The organism is Acidovorax sp. SDU_ACID1, from assembly GCF_045291395.1.
GTDB lineage: Bacteria > Pseudomonadota > Gammaproteobacteria > Burkholderiales > Burkholderiaceae_C > MR-S7.
The window spans coordinates 3,115,480-3,132,252 of the sequence record NZ_CP152342.1 but is presented as its reverse complement, the minus strand read 5'-3'; the positions used below and the strand labels follow the sequence as shown (position 1 = coordinate 3,132,252).

Annotated in this window: 19 protein-coding genes and 1 pseudogene; 10 read left to right on the top strand and 10 right to left on the bottom strand. The window is 70.7% G+C overall.

What is annotated here, in order from left to right; all coding sequences use genetic code 11:
• Nucleotides 1–51: 51 nt before the first annotated feature.
• Nucleotides 52–1,080 (bottom strand): AI-2E family transporter, encoded by a 1,029-nt coding sequence (locus tag AAG689_RS15360; RefSeq protein WP_406622758.1) that lies wholly within the window; start codon nucleotides 1,078–1,080, stop codon nucleotides 52–54.
• Between the two features lie 14 nt (nucleotides 1,081–1,094).
• Nucleotides 1,095–2,138 (bottom strand): phosphoribosylformylglycinamidine cyclo-ligase, encoded by a 1,044-nt coding sequence (gene purM / locus AAG689_RS15355; protein WP_406622757.1) that lies wholly within the window; start codon nucleotides 2,136–2,138, stop codon nucleotides 1,095–1,097.
• A 125-nt stretch (nucleotides 2,139–2,263) separates the two neighbouring features.
• Here purM and hda point away from each other — a divergent pair, with 125 nt between their 5' ends.
• The 4 genes and pseudogenes from hda to folK all read left to right on the top strand — a co-directional run bounded on the left by hda (nucleotide 2,264) and on the right by folK (nucleotide 5,849).
• Nucleotides 2,264–2,956, top strand: a complete 693-nt coding sequence (gene hda / locus AAG689_RS15350; protein WP_406622756.1) for a DnaA regulatory inactivator Hda — start codon at nucleotides 2,264–2,266, stop codon at nucleotides 2,954–2,956.
• Between the two features lie 166 nt (nucleotides 2,957–3,122).
• Nucleotides 3,123–3,797 (top strand): annotated as a pseudogene (locus AAG689_RS15345) (HAD family hydrolase); the annotation flags it as partial.
• A 10-nt stretch (nucleotides 3,798–3,807) separates the two neighbouring features.
• Nucleotides 3,808–5,367: a polynucleotide adenylyltransferase PcnB gene (pcnB, locus tag AAG689_RS15340; protein ID WP_406622755.1), complete on the top strand. Its 1,560-nt coding sequence runs from the start codon at nucleotides 3,808–3,810 to the stop codon at nucleotides 5,365–5,367.
• 2 nt (nucleotides 5,368–5,369) lie between these two features.
• Nucleotides 5,370–5,849: a 2-amino-4-hydroxy-6-hydroxymethyldihydropteridine diphosphokinase gene (folK, locus tag AAG689_RS15335; protein ID WP_406622754.1), complete on the top strand. Its 480-nt coding sequence runs from the start codon at nucleotides 5,370–5,372 to the stop codon at nucleotides 5,847–5,849.
• Nucleotides 5,850–5,938: 89 nt separating this feature from the next.
• Here folK and AAG689_RS15330 read toward each other — a convergent pair whose 3' ends face one another.
• Nucleotides 5,939–6,910, bottom strand: coding sequence for a Bug family tripartite tricarboxylate transporter substrate binding protein (locus AAG689_RS15330; protein WP_406622753.1), 972 nt, complete (start codon nucleotides 6,908–6,910; stop codon nucleotides 5,939–5,941).
• Nucleotides 6,911–7,033: 123 nt separating this feature from the next.
• Here AAG689_RS15330 and AAG689_RS15325 point away from each other — a divergent pair, with 123 nt between their 5' ends.
• Complete coding sequence (locus AAG689_RS15325) at nucleotides 7,034–7,384, top strand: four-helix bundle copper-binding protein (RefSeq protein WP_020227065.1); 351 nt, start codon at nucleotides 7,034–7,036, stop codon at nucleotides 7,382–7,384.
• A gap of 22 nt (nucleotides 7,385–7,406) precedes the next feature.
• Here AAG689_RS15325 and AAG689_RS15320 read toward each other — a convergent pair whose 3' ends face one another.
• A complete protein-coding gene (locus AAG689_RS15320; RefSeq protein WP_406622752.1) occupies nucleotides 7,407–8,447 on the bottom strand; it encodes a CDP-6-deoxy-delta-3,4-glucoseen reductase in 1,041 nt (346 codons plus the stop codon).
• A 45-nt stretch (nucleotides 8,448–8,492) separates the two neighbouring features.
• Here AAG689_RS15320 and AAG689_RS15315 point away from each other — a divergent pair, with 45 nt between their 5' ends.
• Nucleotides 8,493–9,434, top strand: coding sequence for an NAD-dependent epimerase/dehydratase family protein (locus AAG689_RS15315; protein WP_406622751.1), 942 nt, complete (start codon nucleotides 8,493–8,495; stop codon nucleotides 9,432–9,434).
• Here AAG689_RS15315 and AAG689_RS15310 read toward each other — a convergent pair.
• Nucleotides 9,422–10,012: a DUF4124 domain-containing protein gene (locus AAG689_RS15310; protein ID WP_406622750.1), complete on the bottom strand. Its 591-nt coding sequence runs from the start codon at nucleotides 10,010–10,012 to the stop codon at nucleotides 9,422–9,424. The two genes, AAG689_RS15315 and AAG689_RS15310, sit on opposite strands and share 13 nt — an antisense overlap.
• Before the next feature lie 36 nt (nucleotides 10,013–10,048).
• Nucleotides 10,049–10,513 carry a hypothetical protein gene (locus tag AAG689_RS15305; RefSeq protein WP_406622749.1) on the bottom strand — a complete coding sequence of 155 codons (465 nt, stop codon included), beginning with the start codon at nucleotides 10,511–10,513 and terminating at the stop codon, nucleotides 10,049–10,051.
• A gap of 291 nt (nucleotides 10,514–10,804) precedes the next feature.
• Here AAG689_RS15305 and AAG689_RS15300 point away from each other — a divergent pair, with 291 nt between their 5' ends.
• Nucleotides 10,805–11,257, top strand: a complete 453-nt coding sequence (locus AAG689_RS15300) for a VOC family protein (protein ID WP_406622748.1) — start codon at nucleotides 10,805–10,807, stop codon at nucleotides 11,255–11,257.
• Between the two features lie 12 nt (nucleotides 11,258–11,269).
• Nucleotides 11,270–11,635, top strand: a complete 366-nt coding sequence (locus tag AAG689_RS15295; RefSeq protein ID WP_406622747.1) for a DUF1428 domain-containing protein — start codon at nucleotides 11,270–11,272, stop codon at nucleotides 11,633–11,635.
• Nucleotides 11,636–11,693: 58 nt separating this feature from the next.
• Here the strand turns inward: AAG689_RS15295 and AAG689_RS15290 are convergent, their stop codons facing one another.
• Together AAG689_RS15290 and AAG689_RS15285 are read right to left on the bottom strand one after the other, a co-directional pair.
• On the bottom strand, nucleotides 11,694–12,932 hold the full coding sequence (locus AAG689_RS15290; protein WP_406622746.1) for a CaiB/BaiF CoA transferase family protein: 1,239 nt from the start codon (nucleotides 12,930–12,932) through the stop codon (nucleotides 11,694–11,696).
• Between the two features lie 59 nt (nucleotides 12,933–12,991).
• Entirely contained in the window at nucleotides 12,992–14,188 is a 1,197-nt protein-coding gene (locus AAG689_RS15285) for an acyl-CoA dehydrogenase (protein ID WP_406622745.1), read from the bottom strand.
• 132 nt (nucleotides 14,189–14,320) lie between these two features.
• Between AAG689_RS15285 and AAG689_RS15280 the strand changes: the two genes are divergently transcribed.
• Complete coding sequence (locus tag AAG689_RS15280; protein ID WP_406622744.1) at nucleotides 14,321–15,280, top strand: LysR family transcriptional regulator; 960 nt, start codon at nucleotides 14,321–14,323, stop codon at nucleotides 15,278–15,280.
• Here AAG689_RS15280 and AAG689_RS15275 read toward each other — a convergent pair.
• The gene (locus AAG689_RS15275; RefSeq protein WP_406622743.1) at nucleotides 15,275–15,988 is read right to left on the bottom strand and encodes an LrgB family protein; all 714 of its coding nucleotides are present in this window, start codon (nucleotides 15,986–15,988) and stop codon (nucleotides 15,275–15,277) included. The two genes, AAG689_RS15280 and AAG689_RS15275, sit on opposite strands and share 6 nt — an antisense overlap.
• Nucleotides 15,988–16,359, bottom strand: a complete 372-nt coding sequence (locus AAG689_RS15270) for a CidA/LrgA family protein (protein ID WP_406626347.1) — start codon at nucleotides 16,357–16,359, stop codon at nucleotides 15,988–15,990. Before AAG689_RS15270 ends, AAG689_RS15275 begins: the two co-directional genes overlap by 1 nt.
• 113 nt (nucleotides 16,360–16,472) lie before the next feature.
• On the opposite strand from AAG689_RS15270, the gene AAG689_RS15265 reads away from it, so the two are divergent.
• The gene (locus AAG689_RS15265; protein ID WP_020227077.1) at nucleotides 16,473–16,694 is read left to right on the top strand and encodes a hypothetical protein; all 222 of its coding nucleotides are present in this window, start codon (nucleotides 16,473–16,475) and stop codon (nucleotides 16,692–16,694) included.
• Nucleotides 16,695–16,773 lie beyond the last annotated feature (79 nt).

Sequence of the window (16,773 nt, the reverse complement as noted above, 5' to 3'; positions counted from 1 at the left end):
GTGCGTCCTGCCGCCGAAGGACAGGATCCGGTCATTTTGCGACATGGCTGGTCACACCAGCCGCGCCGCCTCCAGCTCCTTCTTGAGGTAGGCGTAAAAGAGCGGTGCCGCCACCAGCCCGGCGGGGCCGAACACCGCCTCGGCCACGAACATCACCGCCAGCAGCTCCCACACGCCCATGTGCGTGCGCTGGCCCACCACCTTGGCGTTGATGACGTATTCGGCCTTGTGGATCAGGATCAGGAAGGCCAGGCAGGCCACCGCCGCCGTCGGCGAGACGGACAGGCCCACCAGCGTGAGCACCGCGTTGCACAGCAGGTTGCCCACGATGGGCACCAGCCCGGCCACGAAGGTGAGCGTGATGAGCGCGGGCGTGTAGGGCAGCCGCATGTCCCACAGCGGCAGCACCAGCAGCAGGAACAGGGCGGTGAGCAGGGTGTTGAAGGCCGCGATCCAGAACTGCGCGGCGACGATCTGGCGGAAGGCATCGCCCATGCGGGCCACGCGCAGTGCCAGTTCCTGCGCCAGGGGCCCGCGCGTGCCTTTCATGCTGCGCACGGCGGCCAGCGCGCCGATGAGCAGTCCCACGTAGGCGTAGAGCAGCCCGGTGAGCCACACACGCCCGGCCGTGGCGAGCGCGCCCGACTTGGCCGCCAGGTAGCCGGCGATGGCGCGCTGGATCTCGGCCGCGCCCGCGGGCAGCTGGGCGGCGATGTCGGGTGGCAGCTTCAGGCGCAGCTCCAGCACGGTGCGCGCCAGGTAGTCCAGCAGCTCGCGGTACTGCTGCGGCGCATCGACGATGTAGGTGCGCGAGTGCGACAGCGCCAGCGCCATGAACAGCAGCGGCGAGAGCATCACCAGCGCAGCGGCCAGCGTCTGCCCGCTGACCGGCAGGCGGCGCGGCAGCCACCCCAGGCGCGGCGCCAGCCAGCGCGTGAGCAGGAAGCCCAGGCAGACGCACAGCAGGCCGGGCAGCAGGCCGCGCAGCATCACCAGCAGCAGCGTGCCGCCCATGAGCAGGTAGCTGGCGATCTTGACGCCGCGCGTGGGCGGCGGGAAGGGCGGTTGCCCGGAAGCCATGGAAGGAAGCGGTATCAGGCCACCACGACGGCGGCACCCGCGCCGCGCTCGGCGATCGTGCCGATCGCATGAACCGCCTCGCCCGCGGCGCGCAGCGTCGCAGCCGTGGCGTCGGCATGGGCCGCATCCACCACCACCACCATGCCGATGCCGTTGTTGAACGTGCGGTTCATCTCCACGTCGTCGATCCCGGCGGTCTTCTGCAGCCAGGCGAACAGCTCGGTCTGTGGCCAGCTTCCGGCCTTCAGGTGCGCGGCCAGGCCCTCGGGCAGCACGCGCGGGATGTTCTCCAGCAGGCCGCCGCCGGTGATGTGGGCCAGGGCCTTGATGGGGTGCTTTTCCAGCGCGGCCAGCACGTTCTTCACATACAGGCGCGTGGGCTCCATGACGGCCTGCTTGAAGGGCTTGCCATCCAGCGTGGCGGGCAGATCGGCGCCACCTTGTTGTGCGCGCTCGATGCACTTGCGCACCAGGCTGAAGCCGTTGGAGTGCACGCCGCTCGACGCCAGGCCCAGCACCACGTCGCCCGCGGCCACGTTCTTGCCCGTCAGGATCTTGGACTTCTCGACCGCGCCCACGGCGAAGCCGGCCAGGTCGTATTCGCCCGCCGGGTACATGCCGGGCATCTCGGCCGTCTCGCCGCCGATCAGCGCGCAGCCGGACAGCTCGCAGCCCTTGGCGATGCCGCCCACGACGGCGGCGGCGGTGTCCACGTCGAGCTTGCCGCAGGCGAAGTAGTCCAGGAAGAACAGCGGCTCGGCGCCCTGCACCAGCACGTCGTTCACGCTCATGGCCACCAGGTCGATGCCCACAGTGTCGTGCATGTTCCACTCGAAGGCCAGCTTGAGCTTGGTGCCCACGCCGTCGGTGCCGCTGACCAGCACGGGCTCCTGGTAGCGCTTGGGCACCTCGAACAGCGCGCCGAAGCCGCCGATGCCGGCCATCACGCCCTCGCGCAGGGTTTTCTTGGCCAGCGGCTTGAGGCGTTCGACCAGGGCGTCGCCCGCGTCGATGTCGACGCCGGCGTCTTTGTACGAGATGGGGGTGGAGGAGCTCATGGAGGTGCGGGTGGGCGAAAACAACGGATTTTAAGGGGCCGTAAAATCACCGGCTGCTCCGGCTCTGCTACGGCAGGGCTTTTCCATCCGCTTCCCATGCAATCCCATACCTCCCGCCACGTCCGATGAAGCAACTGGCGCTCGACATCGGCCTGGCCACCGGCCCCACGCTGGACAACTTCCACGCCGGTCCCAACGACCAGGCGCTGCAGCATCTGCGCCTGGCCGCCGGTGACGGCGCGGCGCCGCGCTCGCCCGTGCCCACCTACCTGTGGGGCGAGACGGGCACGGGCAAGTCGCACCTGCTGCGCGCCGTGTACGAGGCGCTGCGCGGCCAGGGTGCACGCGTGGGCTGGCTGGATGCCTCCGTGGCCGCGCCCACGGCCTTCGACGAGCGCTGGAGCGCCGTACTGCTCGACGACGTGCACCTCTACACCACCGGGCAGCAGGCGGCCGCGTTCAACTGGTTCGTCAATGCCATCAGCCCCGCCGTGGGCGCGCCGCGCTGGGTGCTGGCGGCCGGGCTGGTGCCACCGGCCGACCTGCCGCTGCGCGACGACCTGCGCACGCGCCTGGGCTGGGGCCATGTGTTCCAGCTCCATCTGCTTCATGAACCCGAGCGCCGCGCCGTGCTGCGCCAGCAGGCCGACGCGCGCGGCATCTTCCTGTCCGACGACGTGCTGGACTACATGCTGGGCCGCTTCTCGCGCGACCTGGGTAGCCTGACGCAACTGCTCGACCGGCTCGACGGCTTCGCGCTGCGCGAAAAGCGTGCCATCACCATCCCCTTGCTCAAGACCATGCTGGAGACGGAATGAACAACCCCCTGAGCGGCTTCGCCGCTTCCCTTCTCTCGCATCGCTGCGCGCTGCGGGAAGGGGGACGCCGCCAGCGCGGCGGGGCGGCCCTTGCGCAGCGGCCGCTGGCGCGGGTTGCGCCAGTTGCATGGAGCCGGGGCGGAGCAACACACCATGGAAAACTGAAATGCAGGCATCTCGTCCTCGTCTGGCCCTGTTCGATCTCGACCATACGCTGCTGCCGCTCGATTCTGACTACGAGTGGGGCGAGTTCACCATCCGCATCGGCTGGGCCGACCGGGCCGAGTTCGGCCGGCGCAACCAGGCGTTCTACGACGCCTACGTGGCCGGCACGCTCGACGTGCACGAGTACGTGCGCTTCGCCACCGAGGCCGTGTGCCGGCGCGGCGCGCAGGCCGCGGCCGACGCGCATGCGCAGTTCATGCGCGAGGTGATCGCCCCGGCCATCCGCGCGCAGGCGCTGGCGCTGCTGAAGCAGCACCGCGACGCGGGCGACGAGGTGCTCATCATCACTGCCACCAACGAGTTCGTGACCCGTCCCATCGCCCAGGCGCTGGGCGTGGAACAACTGCTGGCCGTGGAGCTGGAGCGCGGTGGCGACGGCTGGTACACCGGCGCCATCCGCGGTGTGCCCTCCATGCGCGAAGGCAAGGTGCGGCGCATGGAGGAGTGGCTGGCCGCGCGCGGCCTGGACTGGGCGGGCGTGGAGAGCACCTTCTACAGCGACTCCATGAACGACGTGCCTCTGCTCGAGAAAGTGGACCACCCCGTCGCCACCAACCCCGATCCGCGCCTGCGGGCGCTGGCCCAGGAGCGCGGCTGGCGCATTCTGGACCTTTTCGAAGAAAAAAATGATCAAGACCTTCATCGACAAACTGCTGGGCAAGGCGGCCCCGCGCGGCGCCAAGCCCCGCTTCGGCAAACGCGAGGAAGTGCCGGCCTCGGTGCACGGCATCGACCCCGCGCTGGTGGACCGGCGCGCCATCGACGTGGTGCGCACGCTGCAGGACGAGGGCTACCAAGCCTACATCGTCGGCGGCGCCGTGCGCGACCTGTTGCTGGGCCTCAAGCCCAAGGACTTCGACGTGGCCACCGACGCCACGCCCGAGCAGGTCAAGGGGCTGTTCCGCCGCGCCTTCATCATCGGCAAGCGCTTCCGCATCGTGCATGTGGTGCACGGGCGCGGCCGCGAGCACGAGGTGATCGAGGTTTCCACCTTCCGCGCCTACCTGGACAACGCCGCGGCGGAGGCCGTGAGCGGCAACGAGAAGACCAGCAAGGCCGCCCTGGCGGGCATGCAGCACGCCGTGGACGCATCGGGCCGCGTGCTGCGCGACAACGTCTGGGGTCCGCAGGACGAGGACGCCACGCGGCGCGACTTCACCGTCAACGCCATGTACTACGACCCGCAGACGCAGATCGTGGTGGACTTCCACAAGGGCATCCAGGACGCGAAGAAGAAAACCTTGCGCATGATCGGCGACGCCGCCGCGCGCTACCGCGAGGACCCGGTGCGCATCATCCGCGCCGTGCGCTTCGCGGCCAAGCTGAGCGCGCTGGGCTTCACGCTGGAGGCCAGGACCGCCAAGCCGCTGGCCGAGTGCAAGCGCCTGCTGCAGGAGGTGCCGCAGAGCCGCCTGTTCGACGAAATGCTCAAGCTCCTGCAGACGGGCCACGCCAGCGCATCCATCGAGCAGCTCCAGAAGCTGGGCCTGGAGCGGGGCATCTACCCGCTGCTGGACGTGGTGGTGGAGCGCGCCGGCGAGCCCCTGGTGCAGGCCGTGCTGCAGGACACCGACCGCCGCGTGGGCGAGGGCAAGGCCGTGGCGCCCAGCTTCCTGCTGGCCTGCGTGCTGTGGCCCGACGTGAAGACCGGCTGGGAGCAGCGCCTGGCGCGCGGCGAGCACGCCTTCCCGGCGCTGCAGGAGGCGATCGACGCGGTGTTCGAGCAGCGCATCGGCGACGTGTCCGGCCGCGGCAAGCTGGCCGCCGACATGCGCGAGATCTGGGTCATGCAGCCGCGCTTCGAGAAGCGCTCGGGTAGCACGCCCTTCGGCATGGTGGCGCACATCCGCTTCCGCGCGGGCTTCGACTTCCTGCGCCTGCGCGCCGATGTGGGCGAGGTGGGCGAAGGCCTGGTCGAGTGGTGGCAGGAGTTCTCCATCACCGACGACGCGCGCCGCCAGGACATGATCGCCCAGGCGCGCGAGGAGCAGCGCCAGCAGCAGCGCAAGGCCGCGCCCGTGGTGCGCCGCGTGCCCAAGGCGCCTGCCGCCGCCGCGCCGGTGCCGCAGGGCGATGAAGTGGAGGAGGTGCCCGCCACCGCCGCCGACGGGGCCGCGCCCAAGAAGCGCCGCCGGCGCCGCCGCAAGCCCGCGGGCGGCGAGGGCAGCGCAGCGCCCGAGGCCTGAGCGTGAACGTGGGCGCCTGGATCGGCCTGGGCGCGAACCTGGGCGACGCCCGCGCCGCGCTGCGCGCCGCCGTGCGGGCGCTGGCCGCGCTGCCCGGCACGCGCGTGCTGCGCGTCTCGTCGCTCTACCGCAGCGCTCCCGTCGATGCCGGCGGGCCGGACTACCTCAATGCCGTGGCCGAGCTGTGCACGCCGCTCGCGCCGCTGGCGCTGCTGCACGCGCTGCAGTCCATCGAGCAGGCCGCCGGCCGCGAACGCCCCTACCGCAACGCGCCGCGCACGCTGGACCTGGACCTGCTGCTCCATGGCGACGAACGGCTGGACAGCCCCGAACTCACCGTGCCCCACCCGCGCATGGGCCAGCGCGCCTTCGTGCTGCTGCCGCTGGCGGAGCTGGCGCCCGGCCTGGTCCGTGCGGAGCAACTCGCCGCGGTGACGGGCCAGCGCATCGAGCGCGTGGAGCAGGACTGGGCGGGCTTCTGAAACGATAGCTGCCCGCGCTTGCCATCCAAAGTTTTCCGCATGAAAACATGCGGAAACCCTTGCGTATCAAGCGCGACCAGCTATCGTTTTCAATCGACCCGTGCGCCGGAGGACTTCACCACCTGCTGGTACTTGGCGCGCTCGGCGGCCATGAAGGCGTCGAACTGCTCGGGCGAGGTGGGCACGGGCTCGGCCATCAGCAGCTCGAAGCGGGTCTGCGTCTCGGGCGCCTTGAGCGCGTCGGTGAAGGCCTTGTTGAGCTTGGCGATCACCGGCTTGGGCGTGCCGGCGGGTGCCACCAGGCCCCACCAGGTGTCGATGGAAAAGCCCGGGTAGGTGTGCGAGAGCGGCGGCACACCCGGCAGCATGGGACTGGTGGCCAGCGACGTGACGGCCAGCGCCTTGAGCTTGCCTGCCTTGATGTTGGGCGCGGCGGCGGCCAGGTTGTCGATGTTGAAGTCCACCTCGCCCGCCAGCAGCGCCAGCTGCGCCGGGCTGGCGCCGCGGTAGGGGATGTGCAGCGCGTAGATGCCGGCCTTCTGCTTGAACATCTCGCCCGCCAGGTGGCCGGCGCTGCCGTTGCCGCCGCTGCCGTAGTTGAGCTTGCCCGGGTTGGCCTTGGCGTAGGCGATCAGGTCCTGCAGGGTGCGGATCTTGAGCTGCTCGGCCCGCGCGGCGTTCACCACCAGCACGTTGGGCACGCGCACCATCTGCGTGATGCCGGCGAAGTCCTTGCCCGCGTCGTAGGGCATGCGCGCATAGAGCCAGGGGTTGACGGCGTGCGTGGCCGTGGCCGCGATGCCGATGGTCAGCCCGTCCGGCGCGGACTTGGCCACCAGGTCGGCGCCGATGTTGCCGCCCGCACCCGCCTTGTTGTCGATGATCACCGTGCCCAGCGTGTCCTTCACGCGCTCGGCCAGCGCGCGCGCCGTGACGTCGATGGGCCCGCCGGGCGCGTAGGGCACGACCAGGCGGATCGGCGTATCCTGCGCATGGCTCAGCGGGGCTGCGAATGCCGCCGCGGCGGAGGCGGCGCAAAGGAGGAGGTGTCTGCGGTTCATAGCCCTCCATTGTGCAAAAAACTGCCGGGCCTGGGGCGCCGCAATGCGGGCGCCGTCCTACGGCGCGGTGCGCCGCCCCTTCCTACGATGGGTGCGCCCGCCCGTCTCGATGAAAGGACCGACATGCTGGACACACCTTCCACCCTGGACGCATCGCGCTACGCCGACTGCATCGTGGCCTGCAACGCCTGCGCCGCCACGTGCGACTTCTGCGCCGCCGCCTGCCTGCGCGAGCCCGACCCGCGCCACATGGCCAAGTGCATCGTGCTGGATATGGACTGCGCCGGCATCTGCCGCCTGGCCGCCGCCACCATGGCCCGTGAGAGCCCGCACGTGGCCTACATCTGTGAGCTGTGCGCGCGCATCTGCGAGAGCTGCGCGCAGGAATGCGCAAGCCATGCGGCGGAGCACTGCCAGGACTGCGCCGAGGCGTGCAAGCGCTGCGCCAGCCTGTGCCGCGACATGATCGCCTGAGGCTGCGCGCGCACCGCCGGCGTCAGCCGCCGTGCTTGTCGGCCTCGGAGGTGAAGGCGTCGGCGTAGAACTCGTCGGGCGGCAGGCCGCGCTCGGCGCTATAGGCCGCGCGCGCGGAGTCCACCACGATGGGAGCGCCGCAGGCGTAGACTTGGTGGCCCGACAGGTCGGCGAAATCTTCTATCACCGCCCGGTGCACGAAGCCCGTGCGGCCCGTCCAGCCGTCCTCGGGCAGTGCGTCGGAGACGACGGGCACGTAGCGCAACTGCGGCATCTCGGCCAGGCGCTCGCGGATCCAGCCGTCCATGTACAGGTCGGCCGGGCGGCGCCCGCCCCAGTACAGCGTGGCCGGGCGCGCGGTGCCCTTGTGCTGCATGTGCTCGATCAGCGCCTTGATGGGCGCGAAGCCCGTGCCGGAGGCCAGCAGCACCAGCGGCTTGTCGGAGTCCTCGCGCAGGAAGAAGCTGCCGAAGGGGCCTTCCACGCGCAGGATTTCCTTTTCCTTCATGGCGCCGAACACGTGCTCGGTGAAGCGCCCGCCGGGCATGTGGCGGATGTGCAGCTCCACACCCGGCGCGCTCTCCTGGGTGTGCGGCGCGTTGGCCATCGAATAGGCGCGGCGCGCGCCGTCGCGCAGGATGAATTCGATGTACTGCCCCGCGTGGTAGCGGAAGGTGTCGGCCGCGGGCAGCTGCAGGCGCACCTGCATCACGTCGTGCGAGGCGCGCGTGAGCGAGGCCACGCGCACCGGCAGCTTCTTGATAGGGTAGGCGCTTTCGTCCGTCACCTGGCGCGATTCGAGCACCACGTCGCTCAAGGGCCGGGCGCAGCAGGTGAGCACGTAGCCCGCGGTCTCTTCCTCGGCGCTGAGCGCCTTGGACTGGTGTTCGCCGTGTTCCACGGAGCCGCTGAGCTTCTTGCACTTGCACGAGCCGCAGGCACCGTCCTTGCAGCCGTAGGGCAGGCCGACACCGCCGCGGATGGCGGCGGCCAGGATGGCCTCGCCCGCCTGCGCCTCGAAGGCGCGGCCGCTGGGCTGCACGGTGATCTGGAAAGCGGTCATGGCGTGGGTATCCTTGGCATTCTTGAACAAGCAAACCGGTCGATTTTGCCCTCAAACCAAACACCCCTCGGCGCCTTGCCCGCGCGCTTCCGGCGCCAGCGCGTGCTCATCGTCGGCTGCGGCGACGTGGGGCTGCGCGCCGCGCGCGCGCTCGGCGCGGGCGCCCGCGTGCTGGCGCTCACCTCCACGCCCGAGCGCGTGCCCGCATTGCGCGCCGCCGGCATCACCCCGCTGGTGGGCAACCTGGACCAGGCTGCCACGCTGGCCCGCCTGGCGGGCGTGGCCACGCGTGTGCTGCACCTGGCGCCGCCGCCGGGCGAGCGCGAGGTGGGCCCGCGCTGGTGGCTGGACCCGCGCAGCGTGGCGCTGGCGCGCGCGCTGCGGCTGCGCACGCTGCCGCAGACGCTGGTCTACGCCTCCACCACCGGCGTGTACGGCGACTGCGCGGGCGCGTGGGTGGCCGAATCGCGCCCCGTGGCCCCGGCCACGCCGCGCGCCCAGCGCCGCGTGAATGCCGAGCGCGCAGTGCGCCACCTGGGGCGCGCGGGCGTGCGCGTGAGCATCCTGCGCGTGCCCGGCATCTACGCGGCCGACCGCGAGGGCGGCACGCCCCGCGCGCGCCTGCTGCGCGGCACGCCCGTGCTGCAGGCGCACGACGACGTCTACACCAACCACATCCACGCCGACGACCTGGCGCGCGCCTGCGTGGCGGCGCTGTGGCGCGGGCGGTCGCAGCGCACCTACCATGCGAGCGACCGCAGCGAACTGAAGATGGGGGACTACTTCGACCTGGCGGCCGACCTGTACGGCCTGCCGCGCCCGCCGCGCGTGTCGCGCGACGCGGCGCGCGCGCAGTTGCCGGTGTCGCTGCTGAGCTTCATGGGCGAGTCGCGCCGGCTGCTCACCGAGCGCCTGGCGCGCGAGCTGCGCGTGCGCCTGCGCTACCCCACCGTGGCCGAGGGGCTGCGCGCGGATCAGCGCGGATAGGTATTGCCCTGCTTGTCGTAGCAGCGGAACACGTTGCAGTGGGTGATTTCGCGCGGCGGCGGGCGCGGCCCGGGGCGCGGAGGCACGACGACCACCGGGGGCGTGTAGTACGGCGCCTGGGCGCGGCTGGCGCGTGCGCGTTCGGCCCGGGCGAAGTCGGCGGGGCTGAGGCAGGCCAGGTCCGCCTCGCGCTGCGCGGCGTCCAGGCGCGCCTGCTCGTCGTACATGCCGCGGCCCAGCGTGCCCATCACTTCCTGCAGGCTGCGGCGCGCGCGCTGGCAGGCCACGGACCGGGCAGGGTCGTTGCCGGCTGGAGCTGCCGCGCGTTCGGCGCGTTCGGTATCGCGGCGCTGCGCGGCCTCGTGCTGCTGGCGCTCGCGCTTGCGCTCCCATGCCTCGGCGGCCTGCTCGCGCTCCTGCTGGAGTTCCTCGGGCGTCTTGCGCGCCTCGACCTCGCGTGCGGCCTCGCCCCGGGCGCAGCCGCCGTCGGTGTAGGTGACCTTGCCGGTGGCAGGGTCGGTGCAGCGCGTGACCTGGGCTGCGGCGGGCAGGGCCAGCCACGCCGCGGCCAGGAGCACGGCGTGCAGGGGGGCGGGTCAGGGGCACGGCAGACCTCAGCGCCAGTCGGGGGTGGGGGCGTAGCGCCGGCCGGGCACGGGCTGGTTGCCACGGTTGGGGCGTTCGGCGCGCTGGTCCTGCTCGCGCCGGCGGTCCCATTCGCGCTGCCGCTCGGCCTGGCGGCGGTCCGCCTCCCGGCGCTCGGCATCGCGGCGGCGGTCCGCTTCGCGGCGATCAGCTTCCCGGTGGCGCTCGGCCTCGCGGCGCTCGCGCTCGCGGGCGTCGCGCCATTGGCGCTCGCGCCAGTCGTCGCGGTCGCGCCAGACGGGACGCGGGGGCGGCACATAGACGGGCTGCGAATAGATCACGCCGGGGCGTTCGTAGACGGTCACCGCAGGCGCCGGGCTGGGGTAGTAGCCGCCCGCGTCGTAGTACGGATCGCCTGGCACGGCCACGCAGCCCGCCGCCAGTGCGGCGAGCGTGCCGATGGCACCGAGGCGAAGAAAGCGGGGTGAAGGCATGGTGGTCTCCCTGTAGGCCGCGGGGCGGCGGTTGGCGCGGCGCATGGTTTGGCGCTAAGGGTGAGACGCCCGCCGGCGTATTTTGGTTGACCCCCGGGGTGAACTTTGTCAGCTTTTGCCGCTGCTTCACCATTGTGTCGGATTGTTGCGGCTGCGCCTCCGCCGGCGCTCCCTGCGCGAAGCGCGTGCGCCGCCAACAAAGAATTACCGCCTTGCGGCGCAATTATGTGGACAGTATCCATTTTTGTTCCTAGCATGTAGATGCTGTTCACAAAACCATGGAGACACCGCATGCAATTCATCCCCTACCTGAACTTCGACGGCAATTGCGCCGAGGCATTCGCCTTCTACGCCAAGGTGCTGGGCGGCACCATCGTCTACCAGGGCACCTTCGGCGAAATGCCGTCCCAGCCCGGGATGCCGCCCTTGCCCGAGTCGGCCAGGAAGCGTGTGATGCACGTGCATCTGCAGGCCGGTGCGCAATCGCTCATGGGCTCGGATGCCATGCCCGCGATGCCGGGCCAGGACCCCGGCGCCTGCGCCGGCGGCTACCAGAAGCCGCAGGGCCTGTGGGTGTCGATCCAGGTGGAGACGCCGGCCGAGGGCCGGCGCGTTTTCGATGCGCTGGCCGAAGGCGGCCAGGTGGCCATGCCGTTCGCGGAGACTTTCTTCTCGCCCGGCTTCGGCATGGCGGTCGACCGCTTCGGCACGCCGTGGATGATCAACGTGCAGGCACCGGCCTGAAAGGAGAACCCCATGCATTACGTCGATGGATTCGTCGTTCCCGTGCCCCGCGCCAAGCTGGACGCCTACCGTGCGCTCGCACAGAAGGCGGGCGAGGTGTGGATGGAATACGGCGCCCTGCAGTATTTCGAATGCGTGGCCGATGACGTGCAGCCCGGCAAGCAGACCTCGTTCCCCCAGGCAGTGCAGCTGCGGGAGGACGAGGTGGTCGTGTTCGCGTGGATCGTCTACCCCTCGCGCGCCGAGCGCGACCGCATCAACGCGCTGGTGATGAAGGACCCGCGCATCGAGTGCTCGCCCGAGAACATGCCCTTCGACGGCATGCGGATGTTCTGGGGCGGCTTCAGCGGCCTGGTCGAGAAGGGCTGGGGCGTTTGAGAAAAATCGGCCTCCAGCGCTTGTACAGCAAGCGCTGGCAGCTATCTTAAAAATAGCGCTACACGGCCCCGGCGGCGCGCAGCGCGGCGATGGCGGCGCTGTCCAGCCCCAGCCCGCGCAGCACCTCGTCGGTGTGCTGCCCCAGTGCGGGCGGCGCGTTGCGGTAGGTGACGGGCGTGGCCGACAGGCGCAGGGGGCTGGCCACGCCGCTGACGGTGGCGATGCCGTCGCCGGCATCGCGCGGCAGGTCCACGCGCAGGCCGCGGGCGCGCACCTGCGGGTCGTCGAAGGCCTGGGCGATGGTGTTGATGGGGCCGCAGGGCACGGCCTTGTCTTCCAGCAGCGCGATCCATTCGGCCGTGGTGCGCGTGCGCATCAGCGGCTCCATCAGCGCCAGCAGGGCGGGGCGGTTGCGCACGCGCGCGGTGTTGGTGGCGAATCGTTCGTCCTGGCTCCATGCGTCGTGGCCCGCGGCGGCGCAGAAGCGCTGGAATTGCCCGTCGTTGCCGATGGCCAGCAGCACGTTGCCGTCGCTGGTCGCGAAGTCCTGGTAGGGCGCCAGGCTGGGGTGGATGTTGCCCGCGCGCTGCGGCGCCGCGCCGGTGGCGAGAAAGCCGCTGGCCTGGTTGGCGAGCACGGCCATGCCCACGTCGAGCAGGGCCATGTCGATGTACTGGCCCTCGCCGGTGGCGTTGCGTGCGTGCAGCGCGGCCAGGATGGCGTTGCTGGCATACAGGCCCGTGAACAGGTCCACCACGGCCACGCCCATGCGCAGCGGGCCGCCGCCGGGCGCGCCGTCGGCATGGCCGGTGATGCTCATGAGGCCGCACAGGGCCTGCACCATGAGGTCGTAGCCCGCGCGCTCGGCATAGGGCCCGTCCTGGCCGAAGCCGGTGATGGAGCAGTAGACGAGGCGCGGGTTCAGGCGCTTCAGGCTCTCGTAGTCCAGCCCGTATTGCGCGAGGCCCCCGGTCTTGAAGTTCTCCACCACCACGTCGGCCTCCTGTGCCATGCGGCGCAGCAGGGCCTGCCCCTCGGGGTGGGCCATGTTCACGGTGAGGGAGCGCTTGTTGCGGTTGCAGGCCGCGAAGTAGCTGGCCTGGCGCGTGTCGTTGCCCGCGGCGTCTTTCAGGAAGGGCGGGCCCCAGTGGCGCGTGTCGTCGCCGGCCTGGGGTCGCTCCACCTTGACCACGTCGGCGCCCAGGTCGGCCAGGGTCTGCGTGCACCAGGGGCCGGCGAGCACGCGCGAGAGGTCGAGCACCTTGACGCCCGACAGGGCGCCTGTGGAATGGTTCATGGTCAAATCGGCCTCCAGCGCTTGCCAGGCAAGCGCAAGCAGCTACTGTTTCAGGAGTGTCAGTTGGCGAAGGCGGCCAGGCCGGTCTGCGCGCGGCCCAGGATCAGCGCGTGCACGTCGTGCGTGCCCTCGTAGGTGTTGACCACCTCCAGGTTCACCAGGTGGCGGGCCACGCCGAATTCGTCGCTGATGCCGTTGCCGCCCATCATGTCGCGCGCCAAGCGGGCGATGTCCAGCGCCTTGCCGCAGTTGTTGCGCTTGATGAGGGAGGTGCCTTCGACCGACGCGATGCCTTCGTCCTTCATGCGGCCGAAGCGCAGCGCGGCCTGCAGGCCCAGGGCGATCTCGGTCTGCATGTCGGCCAGCTTCTTCTGCACGAGCTGGTTGGCGGCCAGCGGGCGGCCGAACTGCTTGCGGTCCAGCGTGTACTGGCGCGCGGTGTGCCAGCAGAACTCGGCCGCGCCCATGGCGCCCCAGGCGATGCCGTAGCGCGCGCTGTTCAGGCAGGTGAAGGGGCCCTTGAGGCCCTGCATCTCGGGGAAGGCGTTCTCTTCGGGCACGAACACGTCGTCCATGACGATCTCGCCGGTGATGCTGGCGCGCAGGCCCACCTTGCCGTGGATGGCGGGGGCGGAAAGGCCCTTCATGCCCTTCTCCAGCACGAATCCGCGGATGGGGCCGACGGCGCCGCCCTCGGACACCTCCTTGGCCCAGACCACGAACACGTCGGCGATGGGGCTGTTGGTGATCCACATCTTCGTGCCCTTGAGCTTGTAGCCGTCGGCTGTTTTGTAGGCGCGCGTGGCCATGCTGCCGGGGTCGGAGCCGTGGTCGGGCTCGGTCAGGCCGAAGCAGCCGATGAATTCGCCGCTGGCCAGCTTGGGCAGGTACTTTTGCTTCTGCGCCTCGGTGCCGAATTCATGAATGGGCACCATCACCAACGAGCTTTGCACGCTGGCCATGGAGCGGTAGCCCGAGTCCACGCGCTCCACCTCGCGGGCGATCAGGCCATAGGCCACGTAGTTCAGGCCGGGGCCGCCGTACTGCTCGGGGATGGTGGGGCCCAGCAGGCCCAGCTCGCCCATCTCGCGGAAGATGGTCACGTCGGTCTTCTCGTGGCGGAACTGCTCCAGCACGCGGGGGGCGAGCCTGTCCTGGCAGTAGGCGGCGGCGGCATCGCGGATGGCGCGCTCGTCGTCCGTCAGCTGCTGTTCGATGAGGAAGGGGTCGTCCCATTGGAAGCGGGCGTGGGCCATGGTGTCTCCTGTGCGAAAAAGAGGGGAATACATGCGGAATGCGTGCATCGTAGGGCTCCCGCTAAAGAGATGGCAAGCGAGTAGTTTGCATCCAGAAATGCGTTTATGGAATGTATGGGATAGAGTGCGCGCATGCGCCGCCACCTTCCATCCACCCAGGCCCTGGCCTGCTTCGAGGCTGCCGCCCGGCATGAGAGCTATACACGCGCTGCGCAGGAGCTGGCGCTCACGCAAAGCGCCGTGTCGCGCCAGATCCTTGCGCTGGAAGACCAGCTGGGCGTGCAGCTCTTTCGCCGCACGCGCCACGGCGTGGTGCTCACGCCCGCCGGGCGCCACTACGGCCGCCAGGTGGCGCGCTGGCTGCAGGAGCTGGAGCAGGGCACGCTCGACGTGATGGCCCACCAGGGCCACGGCGGCGCCGTCTCGCTCGCGGCGGTGGCCACCTTCGCCACGCGCTGGCTCATCCCGCGCCTGCCGCTGTTGGTCGCGCGCCATCCCGAGATCGTGGTGCACATCGAGACGCGCACGCGGCCTTTTTTGTTCTCCGACACCACGTTCGATGCGGCGCTCTACGCCGGCACACCCGAGCAAGTGGCCAACTGGCCCGGCGTGCAGGCACAGCTGCTGATGCAGGAGGACGTGGTGCCCGTGTGCAGTCCGAAGCTGCTCGAATCGGCCGCGCAGCAGTCAGGCATGCCGCGCGGCACCGGGCGCGCCCACCAGGGCCTGCCGCCGCAGGCGCTGGCGCGCCTGCCGCTGCTGCAGCAAAGCACGCGGCCTTATGGCTGGCAGCAGTGGTTCGGCGCCATGGGCGTGCACGACGCGCCGCGCGCGCTGGACGGGCCGCGGTATGAGCTGTTTTCGATGACGGCCGCCGCCGCCGCACAGGGCCTGGGCGTGGCGCTGATCCCGCCGATGCTGATCGAGGCCGAACTGGCGCGCGGCGACCTCGTCGTGGCCTGCGCCCGGCCGCTGCGCGGCGAGCGCGGCTACTACCTCGTCAGCCCCGGCGAGGCGCAGCCGCCGGTGCTGGCGGCGTTCGCCGCGTGGCTTCAGGAGATGGCAAGCACTGCCGCGGCGCCGCTGTCATAGCCAGGGCATCGCTGCCAGGCACAGCGGCACCAGCACCGCCGTGGCCACGCCGTTCAGGCTCATCGCCAGTGCCGCGAACGCGCCGGCCGTGGGATGCACCTGCAGCTCGCGCGCCGTGCCGATGGCGTGGGCCGTCAGGCCGATGGCGAAGCCGCGTACCGCAGGGTCGTGCACGCGCAGCAGGCGCATCAGCGGTGCGGCCAGCACTGCGCCCGCGATGCCGGTAATGGCCACGGCTACCGCCGCCAGCGACGCCGGGCCGCCCATGCGCTCGGCCACCGGCAAGGCGATGGGCATGGTGGCCGACTTGGGCGCCAGCGCCATCAGCGTCTCGCGCGTGCCGCCCAGCGCCCAGGCGATCAGCAGGGCCGAGACGATGGCCACCGTGCCGCCCACCAGCAGGGCCACGCCGATGGGGCGCCAGAGCTGGCGGATGCGCTCGCGCTGCGCGAACAGAGGCACGGCCAGGGCCACCGTGGCCGGGCCGATCAGGAAGCTCAGCAGTCCCACGCCTTCGCGGTAGGTGGCGTAAGGCGTGCCCGTGAGCAGCAGCACGGCCACGACGAGCGCGGTGGCGGTGAGCGGGGGGATCAGCAGCGGGTGTGCGCCGCTGCGCCGGTACACCGCCAGCGTGAACGTGTAGGCCAGCATCGTGAGCACCAGCCAGGGCAAAGGCGAGGCGGCCAGCCAGGCAGTCAGGGCGTCCATCAGGTGCGCTCCTCCTCGGCGGGGCGCGTGTCCGCGCTGTCACGCAGCAGCCAGCGCAGCGTCCACGCCGTCACCGCCAGCGTGATGGCCGCGCCCGCGATGCCCGCCACGAGGAAGGGCAGCCACTCGCGCGCGATGCGTTCGAAGTGCAGCATCACGCCCGCGATGGCCGGGATGAACAGCAGCATCATGTTCTGCAGCAGGCTGCCCGCCATGCGCTCCAGCGCGTCGGGCACGCGGCCGTAGGCGAGCAGGGCGGCGAGCAGCAGCAGCATGCCCGCCAGCGCGCCGGGCAGCGGCAGGTGCAGCCATTGGACGAGGAGCTCTCCGAGGAGCTGGAAGGCGAAGAGCGCGGTGAGGGCGTAGACCATGGGCGCGATCATCGCCCATGTCCTGTGCGGGCGTGGGTGATCGGCCGATTGCGCGAGCGGCGCAGTCGCAATACGCTGGCGTGGCTACTTCATCCATGCTAGGAGTTAACGCCATGGCCACCACCACCTACCACGCGCCCACCTTCGATCCCACCGTGGACGAGATCGAGACGCTCAAGCAGCTCGAAATGGGGCAGTCCCTCAGCGTGCCCGACGCGCTCAAGCACCACTTGTCCGGCCGCCTGCTCGACTGGGGCTACATCGGCAAGACGCCCAGCGGCCAGTTCAGCATCACCGAGACGGGGCGCCAGCTCATCCGGCGCCAGAACAACTAGGGCGTTTGCGCGCGGACAAGAAAAGGCCGCCTCTGCATGCGCAGAGGCGGCCTTGCCGTGTCTGGTGTGGGGCCGCATT

Bases quoted from the DNA above. Each gene is read 5' to 3' on its own strand.
- AAG689_RS15275 (WP_406622743.1), bottom strand. From the start codon at position 15,988: ATGGACGCCCTGACTGCCTGGCTGGCCGCCTCGCCTTTGCCCTGGCTG.
- AAG689_RS15270 (WP_406626347.1), bottom strand. From the start codon at position 16,359: ATGGTCTACGCCCTCACCGCGCTCTTCGCCTTCCAGCTCCTCGGAGAG.
- AAG689_RS15280 (WP_406622744.1), top strand. From the start codon at position 14,321: ATGCGCCGCCACCTTCCATCCACCCAGGCCCTGGCCTGCTTCGAGGCT.
- AAG689_RS15295 (WP_406622747.1), top strand. From the start codon at position 11,270: ATGCATTACGTCGATGGATTCGTCGTTCCCGTGCCCCGCGCCAAGCTG.
- AAG689_RS15305 (WP_406622749.1), bottom strand. From the start codon at position 10,513: ATGCCTTCACCCCGCTTTCTTCGCCTCGGTGCCATCGGCACGCTCGCC.
- AAG689_RS15330 (WP_406622753.1), bottom strand. From the start codon at position 6,910: ATGAACCGCAGACACCTCCTCCTTTGCGCCGCCTCCGCCGCGGCGGCA.
- AAG689_RS15320 (WP_406622752.1), bottom strand. From the start codon at position 8,447: ATGACCGCTTTCCAGATCACCGTGCAGCCCAGCGGCCGCGCCTTCGAG.
- AAG689_RS15265 (WP_020227077.1), top strand. From the start codon at position 16,473: ATGGCCACCACCACCTACCACGCGCCCACCTTCGATCCCACCGTGGAC.
- pcnB (WP_406622755.1), top strand. From the start codon at position 3,808: ATGATCAAGACCTTCATCGACAAACTGCTGGGCAAGGCGGCCCCGCGC.
- AAG689_RS15300 (WP_406622748.1), top strand. From the start codon at position 10,805: ATGCAATTCATCCCCTACCTGAACTTCGACGGCAATTGCGCCGAGGCA.
- AAG689_RS15325 (WP_020227065.1), top strand. From the start codon at position 7,034: ATGCTGGACACACCTTCCACCCTGGACGCATCGCGCTACGCCGACTGC.
- AAG689_RS15285 (WP_406622745.1), bottom strand. From the start codon at position 14,188: ATGGCCCACGCCCGCTTCCAATGGGACGACCCCTTCCTCATCGAACAG.
- purM (WP_406622757.1), bottom strand. From the start codon at position 2,138: ATGAGCTCCTCCACCCCCATCTCGTACAAAGACGCCGGCGTCGACATC.
- hda (WP_406622756.1), top strand. From the start codon at position 2,264: ATGAAGCAACTGGCGCTCGACATCGGCCTGGCCACCGGCCCCACGCTG.
- AAG689_RS15290 (WP_406622746.1), bottom strand. From the start codon at position 12,932: ATGAACCATTCCACAGGCGCCCTGTCGGGCGTCAAGGTGCTCGACCTC.
- AAG689_RS15360 (WP_406622758.1), bottom strand. From the start codon at position 1,080: ATGGCTTCCGGGCAACCGCCCTTCCCGCCGCCCACGCGCGGCGTCAAG.